Annotated in this window: 18 protein-coding genes; 4 read left to right on the forward strand and 14 right to left on the reverse strand. The window is 73.5% G+C overall.

The annotated features are described in order from the left end of the window. Nucleotides 1-46: 46 nt before the first annotated feature. From DEJ51_RS03875 to DEJ51_RS03885, 3 genes are all read right to left on the reverse strand, one after another. On the reverse strand, nucleotides 47-1,426 hold the full coding sequence (locus DEJ51_RS03875; protein ID WP_150256275.1) for a cryptochrome/photolyase family protein: 1,380 nt from the start codon (nucleotides 1,424-1,426) through the stop codon (nucleotides 47-49). 76 nt (nucleotides 1,427-1,502) lie between these two features. Then, nucleotides 1,503-3,083 carry an SDR family oxidoreductase gene (locus DEJ51_RS03880; protein WP_150256277.1) on the reverse strand — a complete coding sequence of 527 codons (1,581 nt, stop codon included), beginning with the start codon at nucleotides 3,081-3,083 and terminating at the stop codon, nucleotides 1,503-1,505. Nucleotides 3,084-3,190: 107 nt separating this feature from the next. Then, on the reverse strand, nucleotides 3,191-3,829 hold the full coding sequence (locus DEJ51_RS03885; RefSeq protein WP_150256278.1) for a fasciclin domain-containing protein: 639 nt from the start codon (nucleotides 3,827-3,829) through the stop codon (nucleotides 3,191-3,193). Between the two features lie 222 nt (nucleotides 3,830-4,051). On the opposite strand from DEJ51_RS03885, the gene DEJ51_RS03890 reads away from it, so the two are divergent. Continuing rightward, nucleotides 4,052-4,636, forward strand: a complete 585-nt coding sequence (locus DEJ51_RS03890; protein WP_223835653.1) for a sigma-70 family RNA polymerase sigma factor — start codon at nucleotides 4,052-4,054, stop codon at nucleotides 4,634-4,636. Further along, nucleotides 4,633-5,391, forward strand: coding sequence for an anti-sigma factor domain-containing protein (locus DEJ51_RS03895; protein WP_150256282.1), 759 nt, complete (start codon nucleotides 4,633-4,635; stop codon nucleotides 5,389-5,391). Before DEJ51_RS03890 ends, DEJ51_RS03895 begins: the two co-directional genes overlap by 4 nt. Nucleotides 5,392-5,403: 12 nt before the next feature. Here the strand turns inward: DEJ51_RS03895 and DEJ51_RS03900 are convergent, their stop codons facing one another. Continuing rightward, entirely contained in the window at nucleotides 5,404-6,399 is a 996-nt protein-coding gene (locus tag DEJ51_RS03900; protein ID WP_150256284.1) for a GlxA family transcriptional regulator, read from the reverse strand. Nucleotides 6,400-6,565: 166 nt separating this feature from the next. On the opposite strand from DEJ51_RS03900, the gene DEJ51_RS03905 reads away from it, so the two are divergent. Then, a complete protein-coding gene (locus DEJ51_RS03905) occupies nucleotides 6,566-7,156 on the forward strand; it encodes an isochorismatase family protein (protein ID WP_150256285.1) in 591 nt (196 codons plus the stop codon). Here the strand turns inward: DEJ51_RS03905 and DEJ51_RS03910 are convergent. Continuing rightward, on the reverse strand, nucleotides 7,117-8,091 hold the full coding sequence (locus tag DEJ51_RS03910; protein ID WP_150256286.1) for an aminoglycoside phosphotransferase family protein: 975 nt from the start codon (nucleotides 8,089-8,091) through the stop codon (nucleotides 7,117-7,119). The two genes, DEJ51_RS03905 and DEJ51_RS03910, sit on opposite strands and share 40 nt — an antisense overlap. Nucleotides 8,092-8,132: 41 nt before the next feature. Beyond that, nucleotides 8,133-13,964, reverse strand: a complete 5,832-nt coding sequence (locus tag DEJ51_RS03915) for a TIR domain-containing protein (protein ID WP_411757376.1) — start codon at nucleotides 13,962-13,964, stop codon at nucleotides 8,133-8,135. A gap of 159 nt (nucleotides 13,965-14,123) precedes the next feature. Here DEJ51_RS03915 and DEJ51_RS03920 point away from each other — a divergent pair, with 159 nt between their 5' ends. Beyond that, nucleotides 14,124-15,314 carry an SLC13 family permease gene (locus tag DEJ51_RS03920; RefSeq protein ID WP_223835654.1) on the forward strand — a complete coding sequence of 397 codons (1,191 nt, stop codon included), beginning with the start codon at nucleotides 14,124-14,126 and terminating at the stop codon, nucleotides 15,312-15,314. A gap of 123 nt (nucleotides 15,315-15,437) precedes the next feature. Here the strand turns inward: DEJ51_RS03920 and DEJ51_RS03925 are convergent, their stop codons facing one another. The 8 genes from DEJ51_RS03925 to DEJ51_RS03960 form a co-directional block, all read right to left on the reverse strand. After that, nucleotides 15,438-16,262, reverse strand: coding sequence for an inositol monophosphatase family protein (locus DEJ51_RS03925; protein WP_150256288.1), 825 nt, complete (start codon nucleotides 16,260-16,262; stop codon nucleotides 15,438-15,440). Next, complete coding sequence (locus DEJ51_RS03930; protein WP_223836136.1) at nucleotides 16,243-16,866, reverse strand: hypothetical protein; 624 nt, start codon at nucleotides 16,864-16,866, stop codon at nucleotides 16,243-16,245. Before DEJ51_RS03930 ends, DEJ51_RS03925 begins: the two co-directional genes overlap by 20 nt. Nucleotides 16,867-16,885: 19 nt before the next feature. Then, a complete protein-coding gene (locus tag DEJ51_RS03935) occupies nucleotides 16,886-17,830 on the reverse strand; it encodes a hypothetical protein (RefSeq protein WP_150256290.1) in 945 nt (314 codons plus the stop codon). A gap of 69 nt (nucleotides 17,831-17,899) precedes the next feature. Further along, nucleotides 17,900-18,682 carry a tyrosine-protein phosphatase gene (locus tag DEJ51_RS03940; protein WP_150256291.1) on the reverse strand — a complete coding sequence of 261 codons (783 nt, stop codon included), beginning with the start codon at nucleotides 18,680-18,682 and terminating at the stop codon, nucleotides 17,900-17,902. A 142-nt stretch (nucleotides 18,683-18,824) separates the two neighbouring features. Further along, complete coding sequence (locus tag DEJ51_RS03945; protein ID WP_150256292.1) at nucleotides 18,825-19,229, reverse strand: peptidoglycan-binding domain-containing protein; 405 nt, start codon at nucleotides 19,227-19,229, stop codon at nucleotides 18,825-18,827. Nucleotides 19,230-19,276: 47 nt separating this feature from the next. Next, nucleotides 19,277-19,684 carry a peptidoglycan-binding domain-containing protein gene (locus DEJ51_RS34920; protein ID WP_223835655.1) on the reverse strand — a complete coding sequence of 136 codons (408 nt, stop codon included), beginning with the start codon at nucleotides 19,682-19,684 and terminating at the stop codon, nucleotides 19,277-19,279. 79 nt (nucleotides 19,685-19,763) lie between these two features. Then, the gene (locus tag DEJ51_RS03955) at nucleotides 19,764-20,159 is read right to left on the reverse strand and encodes a peptidoglycan-binding domain-containing protein (protein ID WP_150256293.1); all 396 of its coding nucleotides are present in this window, start codon (nucleotides 20,157-20,159) and stop codon (nucleotides 19,764-19,766) included. A 221-nt stretch (nucleotides 20,160-20,380) separates the two neighbouring features. Further along, nucleotides 20,381-20,785: a hypothetical protein gene (locus tag DEJ51_RS03960; protein WP_150256294.1), complete on the reverse strand. Its 405-nt coding sequence runs from the start codon at nucleotides 20,783-20,785 to the stop codon at nucleotides 20,381-20,383. Between the last annotated feature and the right edge of the window lie 15 nt (nucleotides 20,786-20,800).

Raw genomic sequence — 20,800 nt, forward strand, 5'->3', positions numbered from 1 at the left:
CCCGTTCAGTCCGACACCCGGTGGGGCGCGTCGGCAGCCGGTGGGGTCAGGGGACGTCCTTGCCGCGGGCCTGCCGGAAGCGGGCGAGCCCCTCCGGTAGCCCGACCACCGGGTCGGGGTAGTCGTACCGGGCCCGTTCCAGGCCTTCCAGCCGCCAGGGCTCGTGGACCGAAGGGCCCTGCAGTCCGGCGAGTTCCGGTACCCAGCGCCGTACGTACGCGCCGTCGGGGTCGTACCGCTTGCCCTGGATCACCGGGTTGAGGACCCGGTTGGGGCGGCTGTCGGTGCCGGTGCCCGCCATCCACTGCCAGTTGAGCTGGTTGTTCGCCACGTCGCCGTCGACCAGCAGGTCGAGGAAGTGGCGGGCCCCGGCACGCCAGTCGATGTAGAGCGTCTTGGTCAGCAAGGACGCGGCGAGCAGCCGGCCACGGCCCGGCATCCAGCCCTCGTGGGCGAGTTGCCGCATGGCCGCGTCCACCACGGGGTAGCCGGTGCGGCCCTCCTTCCAGGCCAGCAGGTCCGCCTCGGCCGCCTTGCCGCGCCGCCAGCGGTCGGCCTTCGGGCGGTAGTCCCGGGTGGCGGCGTCGGGGCGGGCGGCGAGGAGCTGGTACTGGAAGTCGCGCCAGCAGAGCTGCCGTACGAAGGCCTCGGCGCCCGCCCCGCCCCGGGACCGCGCCCGGTACACGGCCTCGGCCGCCGAGACCGCGCCGAAGTGGATGTACGGGGAGAGACGGGAGGTGGCGTCGCCGGGGAGGTCGTCGTGGCCCTCCTCGTACCCGTCGGCGTACTCCTTCAGCCAGTCCGTGAGCCGCTGCCGGCCCTCCTGCTCGCCCCCGGCGACCAGGCCCGCCGAGACGGACGCGACGGCGGCGCGGGACGGGAGCGCCTCGGAACGGATCGCGGCGGGTACCCGGACCTCCTGCGGCGGCGCGAGCGGCTCGCGCAGCCGCTCGTCCGACCAGCGCCTGAAGTACGGGGTGAAGACGGCGAAGTGATCGGATCTGCTCGGTGTCACGGCGCCGGCGGGCAGGGCGGTGACCACGCCGTCGTGGACGTACAGGCGCCGCCCGTCGGCCTCCAGGGCGCTGCGCAGCCGCTGCTCGCGGTGCAGGGCGAAGGCACTGCACCCGGCCGCCATGTGCACCTCGTCGGCGTCGGCCTGCCGGACGACGGCGCACACCTCGGCGACCGGGTCCCCCGAGCGCACCACGAGCCGGCCGCCGCGCTCGCGCAGCCCGGAGTCGAGTCCGGCCAGGCAGTCCGCGAGGAAGGCGAGCCTGTTGGGCGCCGCGAAGCCGGCCCGGTCCACCGCCGGGTCCCGGACGAAGAGCGGAACGGTCTCGTTCCCGGAGCCCAGCGCGGCGCGCAGCGGCGGATGGTCGTGGACGCGGAGGTCCGAGGTGAACAGGACGACCGAGACGTTCATGGTGCTGCTCCTGGCATCGGGCCACCGGGTGGACGCTGGGGGTGCCGCGCGGTGGTCGCTGGGCTGGCCTTGCCCGTCATTCGGCGCGGGCGGCCGCGGCGGATGCAGCGGAGGCGGGGGATGCCGCGGATCCGGCGGACGCGGCCGGACCGCGGTCGTCACCCGCCTCCGCCGTGAGCGCGATGTTGCGCGCCATGCCCCCGAAGACGACGGCGTGGAACGGCGAGACGCTCCACCAGTACAGGTGACCGGCCAGGCCGCGCGGGTGGAAGAGCGCCCGCTGCCGGTACCGGGTGCGGCCGTCCTCGTCCTGCTCGGCGTACATCTCCAGCCAGGCGAGACCGGGCAGCCGCATCTCCGCGCGGAGTCTGAGCAGCCGGCCGCGTTCGATCTCCTCGACCCGCCAGAAGTCCAGGGAGTCGCCGACCCGCAGGTGTGCGGCGTCCCGGCGGCCCCGGCGCAGTCCGACGCCTCCGACGAGCCGGTCGAACCAGCCGCGGACGGCCCAGGCGAGCGGGAAGGAGTACCAGCCGTTCTCCCCGCCGATGCCCTCGACGACCCGCCACAGGGCCTGGGGCGAGGATGCGACGGTGCGTTCGCGCTCGTCGGAGTAGAGGCTGCCGCCGGCCCAGTCGGGGTCGGTGGGCAGCGGGTCGCTCGGCGCGCCGGGTACGGAGGCGGAGGACCAGCGGGTGAGGACCTGGGCGTCGCGGACCTTCTTGAGGGCGTAGGTGAGGGCCGTGTCGAAGTCCAGGGGGGTGCCGGGCGGGTCGGGCACCCAGGTGGCGATGTCGTGCTCGTCGCAGACGACCTCGTGCTTGAGGGACTCGGCGAGGGGGCGTGCGATGGCCCGGGGCACCGGGGTGACCAGGCCGACCCAGTGGCTGGACAGCCGCGGGGTGAGGACCGGCACGGGCAGGATGAGCCGCTGGGGCAGCCCGTCGACGGCGGCGTAGCGCTGCATCATGTCGAGGTAGGTGAGCACGTCGGGGCCGCCGATGTCGAAGGTGCGGCTGACCTCGGCGGGCATGCCCGCGCTGCCGACCAGGTAGCGCAGTACGTCGCGGACGGCGATGGGCTGGATCCGGGTGCGCACCCAGCTGGGGGTGACCATCACGGGCAGCCGCTCGGTGAGGTAGCGGAGCATCTCGAAGGAGGCCGAACCGGAGCCGATGATGACGGCGGCGCGGAGCACCGTGGCGGGGACCCCGGACTCCAGGAAGATGCGTCCGACCTCGGCGCGGGAGCGCAGATGGGGCGAGAGGTCCCGGTCGGGGACCCCGGTCGGGGTCAGTCCGCCCAGGTAGACGATGCGGCGGACGCCGGCGGCGCGGGCCTGCTCGGCGAAGTTCCGGGCGGCGAGGCGGTCGGTGTGCTCGAAGTCGCTCCCGGTGCCGAGGGCGTGCACGAGGTAGTAGGCGACGTCCACGTCCCGCAGGGCGGGGGCGAGGGACGCGGCGTCGGTGACGTCGCCCCGGACGATCTCCGCCTGACCGGCCCAGGGGTGGTCGCGCAGTTTTTCCGGGGTGCGGGCGAGGCACCGCACCCGGTGGCCCGCGGTGATGAGCTCGGGGACGAGCCGGCCGCCGATGTAGCCGGTGGCTCCGGTCACCAGGCACCGTGTGCCCGGGGCCGAGGGTCCGTGTGCGTCCGTCATGGGGTTGCTCCGATCGGGTGTCGCGGGTGCTCCCCCGGAGGTCTTCCCCGGGGACGGTCCGGCTGGATGCACGGACCGCCCCCACGAGCCGGTCGTCCGGAGCGCGCCTACTTCGGCATGAGGACCGTGTCGACGATGTAGACGGTGGCGTTGGCGGTGGGGACGTCGCCGCAGACCACCTTGGAGGAGTTGTTCACCTGGTAGGCGGTGCCCGAGCCCTTGGTGGTGATCATGCCCTTCTGGAGGGTCTGGAAGGAGCCGCTACCGAGCTGCTGCGGGGTGAGCTTCTCGCCCACCACGTGGTACGTGAGGATCTTGGTCAGGGTCTCCTTGTCGGCCAGGACCTTGTCCAGGTCGGCCTTCGGGATCTTCGCGAACGCGTCGTTGGTCGGCGCGAACACCGTGATGTTCTGGGCGTTGTTCAGCGTGTCCACCAGCCCGGCCTTCTTCACCGCCGCGACCAGGGTCGACAGTGCGGGGTTGTTCGAGGCGGCGGTGGCCACCGGGTCCTGGGCCATGCCGTCGAAGGAGCCCGCCCCGGTCCTGGGCACCGAGGCGCACGCCGGGCCGAACGGGCCGCCCGCACCCGTGTCGGTCTCCCCGACCGGCTGGGGCGAGGAGACCGCATCCGGCGCGGCGGCCCCCTCATTGCTCGTACTCTCCTCCGAACAGGCGGACAGTGCCAGCGGAAGCAGCACTGCGGCGGTCACGGCGAGGGCGGCACGGCGGAAGGTGGGAATGCTCATGGTCTCTCCTGCGTCTACGGGCCCACCCATCGGTGAGTCACGCCAGTCCGTTCGGCACCGGCCCTCGTCCGGATGGCCCGGCCACCCGGACGAGCGACATCCCGAACACACTGCCGAACACTGCTCCCGGGGCGGACGAAGACCCTGTCCGCCGCGACCAATCCGCCTGCCCATCGGCTCCGAATGAGCTGTGCAACCGAGTACTCCTGGAGGACCTCCCCGGTGAGAGAGAACGTGCGCATAGGCCGGCATCCGTCGGCCGCCCCCGACCTGCCGGAACTGATGGGCCGGGTGGCCCGTGGTGACCAGCAGGCGTTCACGGCCGTCTTCGAGGCGGTGTCGGGCCCCGTACTGGGCCTCGTACGGACCGTGCTGCGGGACCCGGCCCAGTCCGAGGAGGTCGCCCAGGAGGTACTGGTCGAGCTCTGGCGGACGGCCGCCCGCTACCAGCCCGCGCGGGGCTCGGTGATGAACTGGGTGCTGACCCTGGCCCACCGCCGGGCCGTCGACCGGGTGCGTTCCGCGCAGGCCTCGACCAACCGCGAGAAGCGGGCGGCGCTGCTGGACCACACCACGGCCTACGACGAGGTGGTGGAACAGGTGGAGACCCGGCTGGAGCGCGAACAGGTACGGCGCTGTCTGCACGGCCTCAGCGAGCTGCAGCGCCAGTCGGTCACTCTGGCGTACTACCGGGGCCTGACCCACCGGGAGGTCGCGGAGTTGCTGTCCCTGCCGTTGGGTACCGTGAAGACACGGCTGCGCGACGGGCTCATCCGGCTTCGTGACTGCCTGGGGGTGGGCGTGTGAACACCGCGGATCCGCACACGTTGACGGGCGCGTACGTGCTCGACGCGCTGGACCCGGGCGAACGGACCTCCGTCGAGCGGCACCTCGCCGGCTGTCCGTCCTGCGCCCAGGAGGTCCGGGAGTTCTCCGAGACCGTCACCCGTCTCGGGCTCGCCGTGGCGGCGCCGCCGAGTGCCGCGCTGCGCGACGAGGTGATGCGCCGGATCGCGACGGTACGCCAGGAACCGCCCCGGGCGGTGAAGGGCGCACACGGCAACCGCGCGAAGCCCCGCTGGCGGCCGGCGTCGAACTGGGCCCTGGCGGCCTGCTTCGCGGCGGCCGTGGCGCTCGGCGGAGTCGCGGTGTCGCAGTACGGGCAGGCCGAGGAGGCCCGCCAGCAGGCCCAGCAGGCCCGTGTCACGAACGACGCGGTCGGCTCGATCCTCGCGGCCGCCGACGCCCGGGTCGCCACGGCGCCGCTGCGGGGCGGAGCGGTGGGCACGGTGGTCGTCTCGGCATCCCGCAACCAGGCGGTCTTCGCGGCCTCCGGCATGCCGGCGCCGCCCAGCGGGAAGGTGTACCAGCTCTGGTACGACGACGGCGGCGGGCGGATGCGTTCGGCGGGGCTGATGGACACCGGTACCCCGGCGACCGCCACCCTGCTCGACGGCCCGGTCAACGCGGCGTCGGGGATGGGCGTCACCGTCGAACCGGCCGGCGGCTCTCCGCTGCCGACCTCGGCCCCGGTGGCCCTGCTGGCCTTCCCGGCGGCCTGAGCCGGGCGCGGGTCAGACCGCCGGGGACGTCCGGAAGCGGTTGCGGTACTCCGTGGGGGTCGTGTCGAGTCTGCGGCGGAAGGCACGGACGAGGGTGTCGGTCGTGTGGAAGCCGCAGGCGGCCGCTACGCGTTCGAGGGTGTCGTCCGTGGACTCCAGCCGGTTGCGGGCCACTTCGACGCGGGCTGCTTCGATGTAGGCGGCCGGGGTGGTCCCCAGCTCCGTCTTGAAGATCCGGGTGAGCTGCCGTTCGCCGACGTGCGCCTGTTCGGCGAGGTCGGCGACGGTGAGCTGCCCGGTGATGTTCCGCGTGATGTAGTGCCGCAGGTCCTCGACGCGCCGGGTGGTCGACAGCGGTTCGAGCGGCACGCTGAACTGGCTCTGCCCGCTGGGCCGTTTCAGGTACATCACGAGCTGCCGGGCGACGCGCAGGGCGACGGACTCGCCGAAGTCCTCGGCGACGAGGGCGAGCGAGAGGTCGAGGCAGGCGCTGATCCCGGCACCGGTCCACACGTCCTGGTCCCGGATGAAGATCGGATCCGCGTCGACCTCGATCGAGGGGTGCTCGTCGGCGAGTTGGCGTGCGGTCGACCAGTGGGTGGTGGCCCGCCGGCCGTCCAGCAGCCCGGCGTCCGCGAGGATGTGCGCGCCCACGCAGACGGATGCCACGCGCCGGGCCGTGGCGGCGAGGGTCCGCACCCGGCCGACCACGGCGGGGTCCGCGAGGGCCCGGACCCGGCCCTCCTCGTCCACCTCGACCGACCCGGGCACCAGCAGGGTGTCGATGCTCCGCCCCGCCACCTCCCGGAAGGTGGTGTCCGGGAGGATGCGGACCCCGGCGGAGGTGGTGACGGGGTCCGTCGTCTCGGCGGCCAGCGTCACGCGGTATCCCGGCACCCCGCCCAGTTCGCGCCGCAGCAGGGCGAACACCTCCGGCGGTCCGGTGACGTCCAGCAGGTCGACCCCGTCGAAGAGGACGACGACGACGAGGCGTCCGGCGGTGTTCAAGGGGTCTCCGTTCGGTGCGGCGAGAGCCGTTTCCGGACCCACCGTATGTCGGTTTCTGCGGGTTGGATGACATTGCCGACATCCGGGGTGGGTCCTAGCGTGGACAGCACAGCCGCCGCGGTCTGCGGCCGGCACTCCCGACGTGACACCCCAGGAGGGTATTCCCATGTCCAAGACGACCCTGCGCGAGCTGAGCGGATTCGATCAGAGCCCGGCGTCGCCGGCCGCAGCGACACTGGTCCTGATCGACTACCAGAACACCTACACCCGGGGCGTGATGGAGCTGACGGGATGGGAGGCCGCCCTCGACGCCGCCGCCGCGCTGCTGGCCCGGGCCCGGGAGGCCGGCGCGAAGGTCATCCATGTCGTCAACGACGGCGGTGAGGGGAGCCCGTACGACGTCCGGGCCGAGATCGGCCGGATCCACCCCCGGGTGGCCCCCGTCGAGGGCGAACCGGTGGTCGTCAAGACGGTCCCCAACGGGTTCGCCCTGACGGACCTCGGTGACCACGTCGACGCCGCCGGGCACAAGGACGTCATCCTCGCCGGGTTCATGACCCACATGTGCGTGACCTTCACCGCGGAGGGCGCGTTCCTGCGGGGCAACCGGCCCACGGTCGTCGCGGAGGCCTGCGCGACCCGGCCGCTGCGGACGGCGGTCGCCGAGGTGTCCGCCGAGCAGCTCCACCATGCCGCGCTCGCGACGATCGCCGATCTCTACGGAGTCGTCGTCCCGGCCGTCTCCTCCCTCGGCTGAGGCGGCGACCGGTCCGGCCGGCCCGCCGTCGCCACGAGGCGTCGCAGCGAGGCCTGGGCGGGTGGGCCCCAGGTGGGCTTGCCGCCGGGGCGGCCGCGGACGCCGGCCTCGCCGATGAGGATGCCGCCGAGGGCGCGCGCCACGGCCCAGCCGCGGGCACGGCGCAGGGTCGCGTCGTCCGCGGCCGGCCGGTAGGCGGCATGGAAGCGGTCGGCGGCGCCGTCCGGCAGCAGGATCCAGACGGCGGCGAGGTCGCAGGCCGGATCGCCCGTGCAGAGGTCACCGAAGTCGATCACGCCGCAGAAGGTACCGCCCGCGGTGAGGACGTTGGCCGGATGGAGGTCGCCGTGGAGCCACAGCGCCGGGCCCTCCCAGACCGGTGCGGCGAGGGCGTCCTCCCAGACCGCGCGGACGGAGTCCGGGTCGGGGAGCAGCCCCTGCTCGGTGGCCGAGGCCAGCCCCTCGGCGAACCGGTCGGCGGTCGCCGCCAGCGGCCCGCCGCGGCCGTAGTTGCCGGCGGGCGCCCCGTCGGGCGCGGGCCGGTGAAGGGCCGTCAGGAAGGCGGCCAGGGCGTCGGCCGAGTCCGTGGCGTCGGTGGCGGGGGCGCGGTCGGCGGGCTCGCCGGGCACCCAGGTCGTGACGATCCAGGGGCGCGGGAACCGCTCGGAGGGCTCACCGATGCGCTGCGGCACGGGAACCGGCAGGGGCAGGGCCGGGGCGAGGGCGGGCAGCCAGGCGTGCTCCTTGCGCAGCATCGCGTCCGCGGACGGCGTCGCCCAGGGCAGCCGGACGGCGAGGTCGTCCCCGAGCCGCCACAGCTGGTTGTCCCAGCCGCGGGCGCCGAACCGCACGGCGCGGTCCGCCAGATCGGGGTGCTGGTCGCGTAACAGGTCCCGGACGAGCTCCGCGGTGACCTCTGTTTCGGGGTGCGTCATGCCGAGCAACCCTAGAGGATCACCGTGGAGCCCCCGGGGCGTCAGAGTTCCTCGCCGAGCGGCAGCCGGTGGATGCCCGGCAGGTACGCGTCGAGCTCCCCCGGGGTGAACCGGAACATGCCCACGACGTGCCAGAACTCGCCGGCCACATCGCCCTCGTACTTGTACCCGCCGGCCGGGGTCAGCGCCGCCCAGCCGCCCGTCATGCCCATCAGCGTCGCCCGCAGGGACGGCTGCGCCCCGTCCGCCGGGACGTTCCAGAGGCGTACCGTGCCGTCCTCGGCGCCGCTCGCCAGGGTCGTGCCGTCCGGGGAGAAGGCGAGCGAGAGCACCCGGCCGGTGTGTCCGACGAGGTCGGTGAGGTGCTCGCCCGTCTCCGCGTCCCACAGGCCGACGGCCCGGTCGTCTCCGCCGGTGGCCAGCAGCGGGCGGCCGGGGTGGGCGGCCACCGCCCACAGCCTGCCACCGCGTCCGCGCAGGCGCAGGTCCGCCTGCCCGTCCCGCCACACGACGGCCGTACCGTCCCAGCTCGCGCTGGCGAGCCAGGCGCCCCCGGGGCCGAAGGCGACGCCGTACACCCGGTCGGCGTGCCCGCCGAGCTGCTCCAGGAGGCCGCCGCTCCTGGCGTCCCAGACCCGTACGAAACTGTCGTCGCAGCCGGTGGCCAGTACGTCGGATTCCGAGCGGAAGGCGATCGAGCGGACCCGGCCCCGGTGCTCGGTCAGGGTCGACACGGGCGAGCCCGTGGGGCGGAACCAGACGCGGACGGAGTCGTCGTCGTTGGCGGTGGCGAGCAGCGTCCCGTCGGCGTTGAAGGCCTCCGCCCAGACGTGCTCGGTCTCGGCGTCGAGCTCCCTCAGGTAGGCACCGGCCTCCGGATCCCAGAGGTACATGTCGCCGTCGTTGCTGGCCGTGGCGAGGATGGGCTCGACGGGGCTGAATGCCGCCGAGACCAGCCGGTCGCCGCGCCCGGTGAGCTCTTCGGTACGCCGGCCCGTGCGCGTCTCCCACAGCCGTACGACCCCGTCGTTGCCGGCGGTGGCCAGCTGCGTGCCGTCCGCGCTGAAGGCGACACCGCTGATCCGGCGGCCGTGGCCGCGCAGGATGCGCTTGCCCTGGCCGGTGGCGGCGTCCCAGATCTGCGCGCCGCCGTCGTTGCCGACGGTGAGCAGCTGGCTGTCGCCGGGCCGGAAGGCGCACGCCCAGGCGGTGCCGCGGTGCGGGGTCGGCTGCTGGGGATGGAGGGCGATCGTGTACCCGTGGGGGCGGCCGGTGACCGTCCACAGCCGGACCGCGCCGTTGCTGTCGCAGGCGGTGAGGAGTTTGCCGTCGTCACCGAAGAGCACCTGGTAGACGGCTCCGGTGCCCCGTTCGAGAACGCCGGCGGGGGTGCCGACCACCGGGTCCCAGAGCCGCACCTGGCCGTCGGTGTCGCCGCTGGCGAGGAGGTGGCCGTCGGGGTGGAAGTCGAGGACGTACACCCGGCCCGTGTGTCCGGTGAACTCGTGCAGCAACCGCGCGTCTGCCGTCCGCCAGATCCGTACCGTGCCGCCCTCCCCGGGCGCGCCCCGGTCGGCGGTGGCGAAGAGGGTCCCGTCGGGGCTGAACCGGGCGCGGTAGACGGCTCCGTGGTGTCCGTCGATCTCCCGGACGCAGTGCCCGGTGTCCAGGTCCCACAGCCGTACCTTCGCGTTCGCGTCCCCGGTGAGCAGCAGGCCGCCCGGTCCGTAGACCGCGGTGTAGACGGGCGCGGTGTGTCCCGGCATCCGGTGCACGGGCTCGCCGGTGGCCGTGTCCCAGACGGTGACCAGGCCCTCGCGGTCGCCGGTCGCGAGCAGGGTTCCGGCCGCGTCGAAGGAGACCGGCCACACGCCGTCGGGGTGCACCCGCAGGTGGTGGCGGCACGCTCCGGTCACCGGGTCCCAGAGCCGCACCGCGCCGTCGGAGCCACCGGTGGCGATGACGTGCGGCCGGAACTTCACGGCGTACACGCGCCCTTCGTGCCCCTGGAGGGTGCGCACGGCCCTGCCGTCGTCGGCGCCGCAGACCAGGATGGAGCCGTCCTCGCTGCCGACCGCGAGGAGTTCGCCGTCGCTGCTGTACGCGATGGGTTCGGGGAGGCGGCTGGTGCGCATGCCGAAGCCGTACGGGACCCCTACGGCGGAGGGCCGGAACCCGGCGTCCACGGGCATTCCGGGGGCGATCGCTGCCGTCGCGAGCTCGGGGGCCGACCGCACCGTGTCGTCCATGGTCACGTCGATGAGCGCGGCCCGGTGCCAGCGGCTGCCGGTCAGCAGGGCGCCGCGCAGGTCGGTCCGGGTCAGCCGGGCCCGGCTGAGGTTCGCGCCGGTCAGGTCGGCCCGGCTCAGGTCGGCCCGGTCGAGGCGGGCGCCGGTCAGCCGGGTGCCCCGCAGCAGCGCGTCCGAGAGGTTGGCGCCGATCAGCCGGGCGTCCGTCAGATCGGCGTCGGTGAGGTCGACCCCGGAGAAGTCGCGGTGCGAGAGGTCCTCGCCGGCCAGCCGGGCGCCGCGCAGGTCGGCGTTGGCCGGTACCCGGAGCCGGTCGGAGATCCGGACGGCGTTGGCGCGGGCGGCCTCGCCGACCGCGCGCGCCGGGGAGTCGAGGACGTCGCGCACCCAGCGGGCGCACTGCTCGTGGTCGGCGAGGTCGCAGAAGAACTCGACGGCGAGCTGGCTGAGAGGGCGCGCGAGGAGCAGGGTGTGCTGTCCGCGGGCGAGCTGGCGGGCGGCCTCCCGGGCCACCAGCCACTCGACGACGGAGCCGTGGATGAACTGGAAGACCCCGTCGTCGCTGCGGACCAGCAGGCTGCCCGCGCCGACCGCCTGGGCGCGCTCGGAGGGGGTGAGCGGGGACTCGGTGAGTTCGCTCAGGGTGTCGGCCACGGTCTCGGTGAGCTCGTCGAGCCGCAGGGCGCTGCGGCCGCTCTCCCACAGCCGCCAGGCCAGTGCGGTGACGGCGGCCCACAGCTGGTCGACGGTGAGCCCGGGCGGCGCGCCGGGTCCGCCCTGGCCGCGCCGTTCCTCGTGGCCGAGCCAGGAGGTGAACACGTCCTCGTACAGCCGGGCGGGGCTGAGCGCCCGGCCCGCTCCGGCGACCGCGCGCAGCTGGTCCTGGCTCAGGTCGGCGACGAAGGAGAGCAGCCGGGGGTTGCGGCAGAGCATCAGCAGGTCGGGGATGTTGCGCAGGAGCTGGTAGCGGCGGTCGGCGGCGCGCTCGTCGCCGTAGCTGCGGACGAGGTAGGAGCGGATCTGGGCGGGGGTGAAGCCCTCGACGGCCAGGATCCTGCGCTGCGGGAGCAGGCCGACGCGCTCGCCGAGCGCGGTGAGGACCTGGGCGTGTGACTTGAAGTGCTGGGTGCGGCTGCTGACGACGATCTTGGCGTGGTCGACGGCGGCGTCGAGGAGGACCTGGAGGTGGTCGGCGGCCCGGTCGTAGCTGACCCGGTTGACCAGTTCGTCGAAGCCGTCGAAGAGCAGGACGACGCGGCCCTGGGCGAGCATGTAGCGCAGGGCCCGCAGGTCGATGGTGTCGACGTCGTGGCCGGCCAGGTGGGCGGCGACCAGGCCTTCGAGGCTGTGCGCCCGGTCGAGCGAGTTGAGGGGGATCAGCAGCGGGGTCAGGTGCGGGAGCTGTTCGGGGATGCGCCGGGCGAGCTCGCGCAGCGCGAAGGTCTTGCCGTGTCCGAAGTCGCCGAGGAGCAGGACGAACCGGCCGTGATCGGACTCCAGGAGTTCCAGCAGCTCCTCGACGAGGCCGTCACGTTCCTGGCCGTCGGGGCGGTCGGCGTCGCGGTAGCGCTGGGGGAGGTAGAGGCCGGGGGCGTACTGCTCGCTGCCGCTGAGCCGGGCCGTCTGCGCGGCGACGTAGCCCCGGAGGTCGAGCAGGCCCTGGAACTCGATGAAGCTGCGGACCCGGACCCGGACGCCGTGGGTGGCGGCCCGGCGGCGCAGCCCGCTGGCCGGGGCGTCTCCCGCGTACACCAGGACGGCCTCGGAACCGGTGTCCGTCGCGTGCACCTGGGCGATGAACCGGTCGAGTTCCTCCTCGGTGGGGCTCCCGGGGTGGACGGCTATGCGCTGCTGCTGGACGACGCCGTCCTCCTGCTCCCGCCAGGTGGCCATGATCTGCACCATGTCGCCGGGTTCCCGGCGCGGCACGTCGCGCAGCCGTACGCCCTCCCGGCGCACGCGGCAGATCTCCCTCACCCGTTCGGCGAGCGAGGCGGCCGGGTCGTCCAGGGGGGCCCGGCCGCCGGCCCGCTCGACTTCGATGACGGCGGGCAGTTCCGGTACGGGGAAGACCCGACGGGTCTGCCGCCACGCGGCGGGGAAGCGCTCGGAGGCGGAGGTGATCCGGTCGTCCCAGCGGGTCACGCCCTCGGCCCCGACCTGGAGCAGCTGGAACCGGGCGGGGGCCGCGGAGCCGAACAGGGGCAGCTCGCCGGCGGCCCCGGAGGCCCCGGCGAGCTGGGTGCGGCTGGGCGCCGAGGTGGTGGTGCGCGGGCCGCCGGTCGGGCCGTGCAGCAGCAGGTGCAGCCGCGGGGCGGCCAGCCGGGCGAAGGTGTCGGCGTCCCGCAGCCCGCCGGGCCCGCCGACCGCGTCGCCGGGGCGGCGGCCGTCGGTGAGCGGGTGGCGGAGCGCGCCGATGCGCAGCCAGCCCTCCTCCTCGTAGCGGCGCATGGCTTCGGCGAACCAGGCTGCCTGGTCGCGGCCGATGAAGCCGTACTGCTCCTCGGGGCGGTGGCTGTAGGCCATGGAGGAGTTGAATCCGGCGACGACGGTGCTCAGTTCGGGTACCGGGAAGAGCGTCCAGGGCTGGTCGCTGTCGAAGACGGTGTCCAGGCCGTGGTAGAGGCCGCGGAACAGCCGGGTGTAGTGGCGCCATTTGGGCCAGTACGGCGGCTGCGGTGCCACCTCGTCGGCCTCGCAGGTGTGGAAGTAGGCCTGGGACGCGGCCTGGTTCACGTCCTGCGCGCCCGGTACCACCATCACGCGCTGGGGGGACAGGTCGAGCTGGGACCGCAGGGCGGTGAGGAAGCTGAGGGCCTGGTCGCACTCGCGCGGGCTGCCGGACGCGGTGAGGTCGCCGGTGACCACCATGAGATCGGGGGCGGGCGCCCCCGCGTCCCGGAGCATGATGAGGTCGCCGCGGATCTGCCGGCTGAGCGAGTCGGGTTCTCGGCCGCGCCCGAAGTCGGGCCCGGCCAGGTGCAGGACGGTGACGGTGTCCTGGGCGCCGTGGCCGGCCGTGGCGGCCTGCGGGTAGAGCGGCGCCCTGGCCGGGCGCCGGCGCCCGGGCCAGCCGGGGCCGGCGAGTGCGCTCGGCTGCGGCCGGCCCGGATTGGGCTGTTCCGGGTGGCGGGCGGGCCCCGGTCCGCTGCCCGGATAGCCGGGGCGGCGGCCCGGCCGGGCATGGCCGTCGACGGCCTGCCCGACGCGGTTGAGCAGCAGGGAACGGGCCGCGTCGGTGTCCGCCACGCCGACCAGGTCGACGTAGGTGATCGTGGCGAGGAGTCCCTCGATCGGGATCTCGTCCACCCGGACGGTCAGCAGCCTCCGTTCGGGCGACTCGGGCGAGGCCCGGAGCGCGGCCTGCCATTCCATGCGGCCGTAGGTGGAACGCTCGTAGTGGCGGGACAGTACGGCGATGACCGCCAGCGACTCGCTGACCCCCCGGTCCATGAAGTCTATGAAGTTGGTTCCCGGTACGAAGTCCCAGGCCTGCACCACCGTGCGGTAGCCGGCTTCCTCCAGGGTCCAGGCGATCCAGGCGGCCCATTGTTCGTCTGCCGGGGAGTAACTGATGAAGAAGTCGAACTCTCTTGCGGGAGCGCCGAATTGCCCGTCCGTCATCATGAATCCATCGTAGGCCCGTGCCCCCGGCGACGGGTTGGTCCCGCCGAGGACGGGACGCTCTCCCACGGCGCCCGGGGCACCCGGCCCGGGCGGGCCTGTCCGGTTCCTTCCGCCCCGTCTGATGCCGGGACGTGTGTATGTGCGAACCTGTTGGCCGTGTCTCTCCTCAGGCGTCTGCATCCACTGGACTGGCTGGCCGGCGGCCTGCTCGCACTCGGGGCGCTGTGCGTGGCCACGGGACTGCTGCCCACCGCACCCGCCGCCGACGTGCTGGAGCGCATCGGTCCGCTGGTGGTGTTCCTGGCGACCGTGATCGTCCTCGCCGAACTGACCGGCAGGGCGGAGGTCTTCGATGTCGTGGCCACCTGGGTGGCCCGGGCCGGGCGCGGCAGGTACCCCCTCCTCTTCTGCCTCTGCGTGCTCTTCGCGTCCGTCACCACCATCACCCTGAACCTGGACACCACGGCGGTCCTGCTGACCCCGGTGATGCTGGCGCTGGCGACCCGGGTCGGCATCGCGCCCGTACCGCTGGCGATGACCACGGTGTGGCTGGCGAACACGGCCAGCCTGCTGCTTCCGGTGTCGAACCTGACGAACCTGCTGGCCGCGGACCGCATCGCACTGACCCCGTCGGAGATGGCCGCCACCATGTGGGCGCCGCAGCTGGCCGCGATCGCGGTGACGATGGCCTGCCTGTGGGGCTTCTACTGGCGCCCGGGGCGCCGCGGCGAGACCCGCTACACGCCGCCGCCGCTGCCGCGCCCCGCGGACCGGGTCCTGTTCCGGGTGAGCGCGGTGGCGTGCGCCGGGTTCCTGCTGGCGATCCTGCTCGCCGACGTACCGCTGTGGTCGGCGTCGATGGCCGCCGCGCTGGTCGTGGTCGTGGCCTTCTGGTTCCGCAGCCGCGAGACGCTGCGCCTGTCCCTGATCCCCTGGCGGCTGCTCGTCCTGGTCCCGGGGATGTTCCTGGTCGTCGAGACGGTCAACGCCCACGGACTGCACGACGTCCTCGCGGCGGCCATGGGCTCCGACAACGGCGTCGTCGGGATGCTGAGGTCCGCGGCGGTCGGCGCGGGCTTCTCGAACGTGCTGAACAACCTCCCGGCCTATCTGGCGGGCGAGGCGGCCATCCCGGTGGCCAATCACGAGCAGCTGCTCGCCCAGCTGATCGGCGTCAACGTGGGCCCGGTCATCACGCCGTGGGCCTCGCTGGCCACCCTCCTCTGGTTCGAGCGGTGCCGCTGGCACGGGACCCGGATCGGCCTGGGCCGCTTCTTCGGCACGGGCGTCGTGCTGGCGGTGGCGGGCACGCTGGCGGCGACGCTGGCCCTGGCGGCCACCTCCTAGGGGTGACCGCGCCCACCGGGGGGGGGACCTGCTCCCCGCCCACCGGGGGGGGACCTGCTCCACCCAGCGGTGACCGCACGCCTACGAGGTGACCGACCCCACCGACGGGGTGACCGGCCCCGTCTACGGGGTGACCGGCCCCACCGCGCCCAGCAGGTACGCGAGCGTCTCGCCGCGCGCCGCCACGAAACTGCGGCCGGTGTCGGCGCCGGCGAAGCCCGGTCTGAATACCGCCCCGGAGAGCGTGCGCAGCTCCACTCCCGCCTCGGCCGCGAGCAGCGCCCCGGTGGGCAGGTCGACGCCCTCGGCACGGTAGCCGACGAAGGCGTCGATGGTGCCGCGCGCCAGCAGGCTCCAGCCGAGCAGCGGCGCCCACAGCTGCAGGACGCGCCGGCAGCGCAGCTCCAGCACCGCGCGCAGGGCCACCGCCGTCGCATCGCCCCGCTCCACGGCGTACCCCTGGGTCCAGGCGACGACCGGCCCGGGGCGCGGCAGTACGGGGCCGGGGCCGGGCAGCGCGCCGGACGGCCCGTGGGCCCCGTACCCCCTGACCGCGTGCCAGGTCTCGCCGGTGACCGGCTCGTGCACCACACCCATCACGGGGGTGCCTCCCAGGCACAACCCGATCCCCACCGCGTAGGTGGGCAGCCCGATCACGACGTTGTTGCTGCCGTCCAGCGGGTCGACCAGCCAGGTCCGTTCGCCCGCCGCGTCGAGGAGCCCGGCCTCTTCGGACAGGATGCGGTCGAGCGGGAAGTGCCGCCGCAGCCGGCCGAGCACGAGCTCCTCGGCGGCGAGGTCGAGGTCCACCTGCACGTCCCCGGACCCGCTCTTCGTCCGCACGCACCGCGCCGTGCCGAAACGCCGGCGCAGCAGGCCGCCCGCCTCCTCGGCCGCGGCGACGGCGACCTGCCTCTCGTGGTGGAAGTCAGGCCCGCTGCTGGGCATCGATCCTCCTGAGGACGGTGTGGACGCTGCGCACGGTCTGCGCGGTGTCGCACAGCCGGCGGGCCGTGCGGCGCGGGCGGCCGTCGAGCGGGCCGAGCGAGAGGTCGAGCTGCCCGGGGACCGACATCCCGTGGACCAGGGTCGCCGCCGGCTCCACCCCCTCCAGCGCGGTGGCGTGGAACTCGCCCGCCGCCACGGTGTAGGTCTCCCCGCCAGCGCTGACCCGGGCCGGACCGGGCTCGCTCCGCACCAGGAGGGAGGTCGGCCGGATCTCGTCCACGCCGTCGCTCCCGCTGTGCACCTCGAAGATCCGGTGGGTGGCGCCCTCCTCGCCGTCCCGCACCGCGCTCGTCCGTACGGGCAGGTTGGCCACCCGCCCGTACAGCACGCGGCTGCGCAGTTCCCAGCTGTGGGCGTGCATCGGTGACGCGTCCGGATCGGCGCGGTTGCCGATCTCGAAGAGGTGCACGCAGATTCCGCGCGGACCCTCTCTCAGCAGCGGCAGGCAGAGGAATCCGAGCGGATGACGGACTGCATGCAACTCCCTGGTCCCGGAGGCTATCTCCGCCAGGGTGACAAGAGTGCTTTCGAGCTCGCGGTCCATGGGCACGCGCCGGAGCGCATCACCTCCTGTAGGGGTCCTCCGCGTGCAGGGCCTTTTCGATGATCTTGCCGATGTCGCTGTCGGTGAAGACGCGCGGCAAGGGCAGCCGCAGGTCCTCGAAGAGCGTCCGCACCTCGTCGACGGTGGGCTCCTGACCGAGCGGGGAAGCGACGCGCAGGTCGAGCACGGTCGCCTGTTCGCGGCTCTGGTGCAGCTCGGTCACGTAGTAGTCGTAGAGCGGCTGCCCTCGCTCCACCAGCAGGTTCACCCGGGACTGGTCGTCCTGGGTGATGATGAGGCAGGTCTCGGACAGGTCGAAGCGCAGGGTCGGCACCGCGGCCGACAGGTGCACGCTGATCTCCAGGGTGGTCAGCTGCCGCTGGTACCAACAGGCGGCGAGGACGGTCGCGTACGACTCCCGGCGGACCCGGTCGGTGGTCCACGGGTCGTCCCCGCGCCGCTGCGCGCCGAACATCTGCCGGAACCGGGAGTACGCGGCGCAGGCCCGCTCGTCGGCCGGGTTGACGATGTCGATCTTCACGTTGAGCTGCGAGCGCTGTTCCTTCGCGGCGGCCACGCACAGGGGCAGCGTGACCGCCCGCAGGTAGGTGCCCGTACCGCCCTTGAAGTACCAGAGGTTGGTGTGCTGGCGTGCCTTGCGCAGTGCCTCGCCGACCTCGTTGCCCGAGATCGAACGCACCATCGCGAGGTCCTCCAGTGCCTGCCGGGTGCCGCTCATCGCCTCCTGGATGCTCGCGGGCCGGCGCACCCGTTCCACGATCGACCCGGTGGCGAGGAGGCCGAGGACGACGAGGGTGGCACCCGAGGAGACGTCGTCACTGATGACGTCGCCGAAGATGTCGAGGAGTCCGACCGCCATCGCGATGCCCAGGGCGACCACGACGTCGGCGTTGCGCAGCACCCAGGCAACGAAGCGTTCCAGCCGCCCTACGTGCGCTGCCATGAACGCACCCCCCTCCCCCACCCGTGTTCCGATGGTAGGAGACGTGCCGGTGGCGCCACCAGAGCGACTTCACGTCGCGCGGTGGTCCTCCACGGCGCCGCTGTCGCCGCCGTCGTTGTCGCCGCCGCCGGTCAGCAGTCGGGAGCGCAGTCGCTGCACGGTCCGCTCCGGCAGCCCGACACGGTCCGTGAGGTAGCCGTGCACGGATCCGTACCGGGCCTCCAGGTCCGCCAGCACCAGCTCCATGATCACGGCGGGGGCGCGGCCGTAACTCGGCCACTTCATGGTCCGGCCCGGGTTGGCGGCCCGCCAGTCCGCGGCGAGCCGCTCGGTGGCCAGCTCGGTGAGCGCGAAGTCCGCGAGGACATCGGCCCGGTCCACCCCGAGCAGGGTCAGGACGAAGACTCCGATGAGCCCGGTCCGGTCCTTGCCCGAGGTGCAGTGGAAGACCACGGGCCCGGGCGCGTGCGCCACCTCTTCCAGGACCTGCCGGATCTCCCCGGCCCCGTCCTCGGTCACCTCGGCGAACCGGTCCGCGAGGTAGCGCCAGGGATCGATGTCGGGGTCGATCTCGGCCTGGTCGTAGGGCCGGTGCTCGATGCTCAGGTTGACGTAGCGAAACCGCTCGGCCTCGGGCACCCGCCCCTTGGCCTCGATCTCCCACGGATACCGAAGGTCGATCACGGTCCCGATCCCGAGCTCCAGGAACCGCTCCCAGTCGCCGCCCGCCAGCTTGCCGAGCGAGTCGGCGCGGTACACCGTCCCCCAGCGGACGGTCCGGCCGTCGGCGGACCGGTAGCCGCCCAGGTCACGGAAGTTGTGCAGTCGTTCGAACTCGACGTGCCGCTCCATCGGATCTCTCCCCCGTCTTCGGAAACCCCACCGACACCATGCCGCAGAGCGGCCGCCCGGCCGGGGGATCCGCGGGAAACTGCACCCAAGATCACAACGGGGACCACGGACCCCGGGCCCGGCAAGATCAGGAAGAGGCGGCCTAACCCTCCGCCGCGGGGATGAGGTACCCCCAGGTCCTGATGCCGACGATGCCGTCCGGGCCGCCGGTCTCCCGCGGGTACGTCGACTGGAACCGCAGGACGGCCGCCTCCGTCCTGGGGCCGAAGGCGCCGTCGATGAAGCCCGGGGCATCGGCGGAGTTGACGAACCCGGTACGGACCAGCGCCCATTGGAGTGCCCGTACGCAGTCGCCCGTGGAGCCCCTGGCGAGATTCACGGCCGGGACGGGCCAGCCGTTGGCCGCCCAGCGGGTGCCGGCCTGGTTCGTGCACGACTCCAGGTAGCCGGCCTGGGCCGAGGCCTGCGGGGCGGTGAATCCGGCGGCCATGAGCAGGGCCGCGCCCAGGACTCCGACGCGGGTCGTCGTGCGCCTGATGGTGTTCATGCCGGGGGTTTCCTCTCGGTGAAGGGTGGGCGTGCCGGCCACGCGGACTACTCGAAGTAGACGGTGGCGATCAGGTGGTGCCAGGTGTAGCGCCCGACCACACCGTCCGCGCCGCCCCTGGTCGAGTTGCTGCGCTGGAAGTTCACCACCGCGTCGTACGTCTTGGGGCCGAAGCGTCCGTCGACGAAGCCGGGCTGGTCCTCGCTCCGGACGGCTCCGGCCTCGAGCAGCTCCTCCTGGAGCTCCCGGACGCACACGCCGGACGAGCCCTTGGCCAGTACCACCGTGGGGATCTCCCACGCCATGTAGTACTCGGAGCCGTAGGCGTTCTTGCAGGCCTGCAGTTCGTTGCCCCAACTGGCCTGGGCGGTGGGGGCGGTGACCAGCAGCGTGCCGACGGCGGACGCGGCGAGCGCGAGGGCGGCGAGAGGGCGGATGCGATGCGACGAGGGCATGGGAAGGCGTCTCCTGGCGATGCGGAGGAAGAGCGGACGGGACGTACGCGGGAAGAGGCCCGCGCGAGGCGGGAGGGACTCAGCCCGTCAGGAGCTTCTCCCAGGTCCGCGGACCCACGATGCCGTCGGCGTCGAGGTTGTGGCTGCTCTGGAACCGGCGGACGGCCGAGTCGGTACGGGCGCCGAACACGCCGTCGACGAAGGTTCCGCCGCCCTGCTCCCACGAGGTCAGGCCGAACTGCGCGACGAGCTCCTGGAGTCCGCGGACACACACGTCGGAGTCGCCCTGGGAGTAGTTGTAGCGCGGGATGTTGTAGCGCCCGCTCGGGGAGAGGCGCGTGCCGTACGTGTCCTTGCAGATCTTGTACGAGGAGTCGTCCGCATGGGCGGCCGGGGCGGAGACGAGCAGGGTTCCGGCGGAGACGGCGGCGATGAGGAGCGAGGTGACGCCCTTCGCGGGGCGGGGTATGCGCATGTCGGGAGACTCTTTCGCTGATGATCCGGTGGCCCGGTGGCCCGGCGGCCTGTCGGGGACACGGCCTGGTGGCCTGGCGGCCTGGTGACGTCGAAAAGCTGTCACACGAGGCCCGGCCGTCTCCCTCGTCCCACCCGCGCGGGATGCGGGGGACGAACATCGACCCAGGTCAGAGCCGCTTTTCGGCCCCCGTCCCAGGGACGTCCCGCGGGTCGGGCCGGTCAGCCGGCCCGCTCACGCACGTAGGTCTCGGTGAGGAGATCGCAGGTGCACCAGTCGCCGGCGCACGGGGTGCCGTACTCCGCGCCGTAGGGGCCGAGCCGGGCCATGAGGTCGAGGATCCCGGCGCGTTCGGGCGCGGCGAGGACGGGGGCCGGAGCATCCTCCGGTCGCCGCCGGCCGGACGGGAGGTGGTCCAGGTCGGCGACGCGCCGGCCGTCGACGAAGAGGGTGAGGAGCGGGTGCTCGGGGAAGTCGTTGAGCCGCAGGACCCACCAGCGCCCTCCGACCCGCGCGGCATGCGGAAAGACGCCCGAGCCCGTGGCGTACCAGCTGGTGCCCGGTGGCAGCGGGAGCGGGATCCCGTCCGCCCCCGCCCGTCCTGTGGCGGCCCGTTCGTTCGTCATGGGTCCATCGTGCAC

It is taken from the genome of Streptomyces venezuelae (genome assembly GCF_008642275.1).
GTDB classification, from domain to species: Bacteria; Actinomycetota; Actinomycetes; order Streptomycetales; family Streptomycetaceae; genus Streptomyces; species Streptomyces venezuelae_E.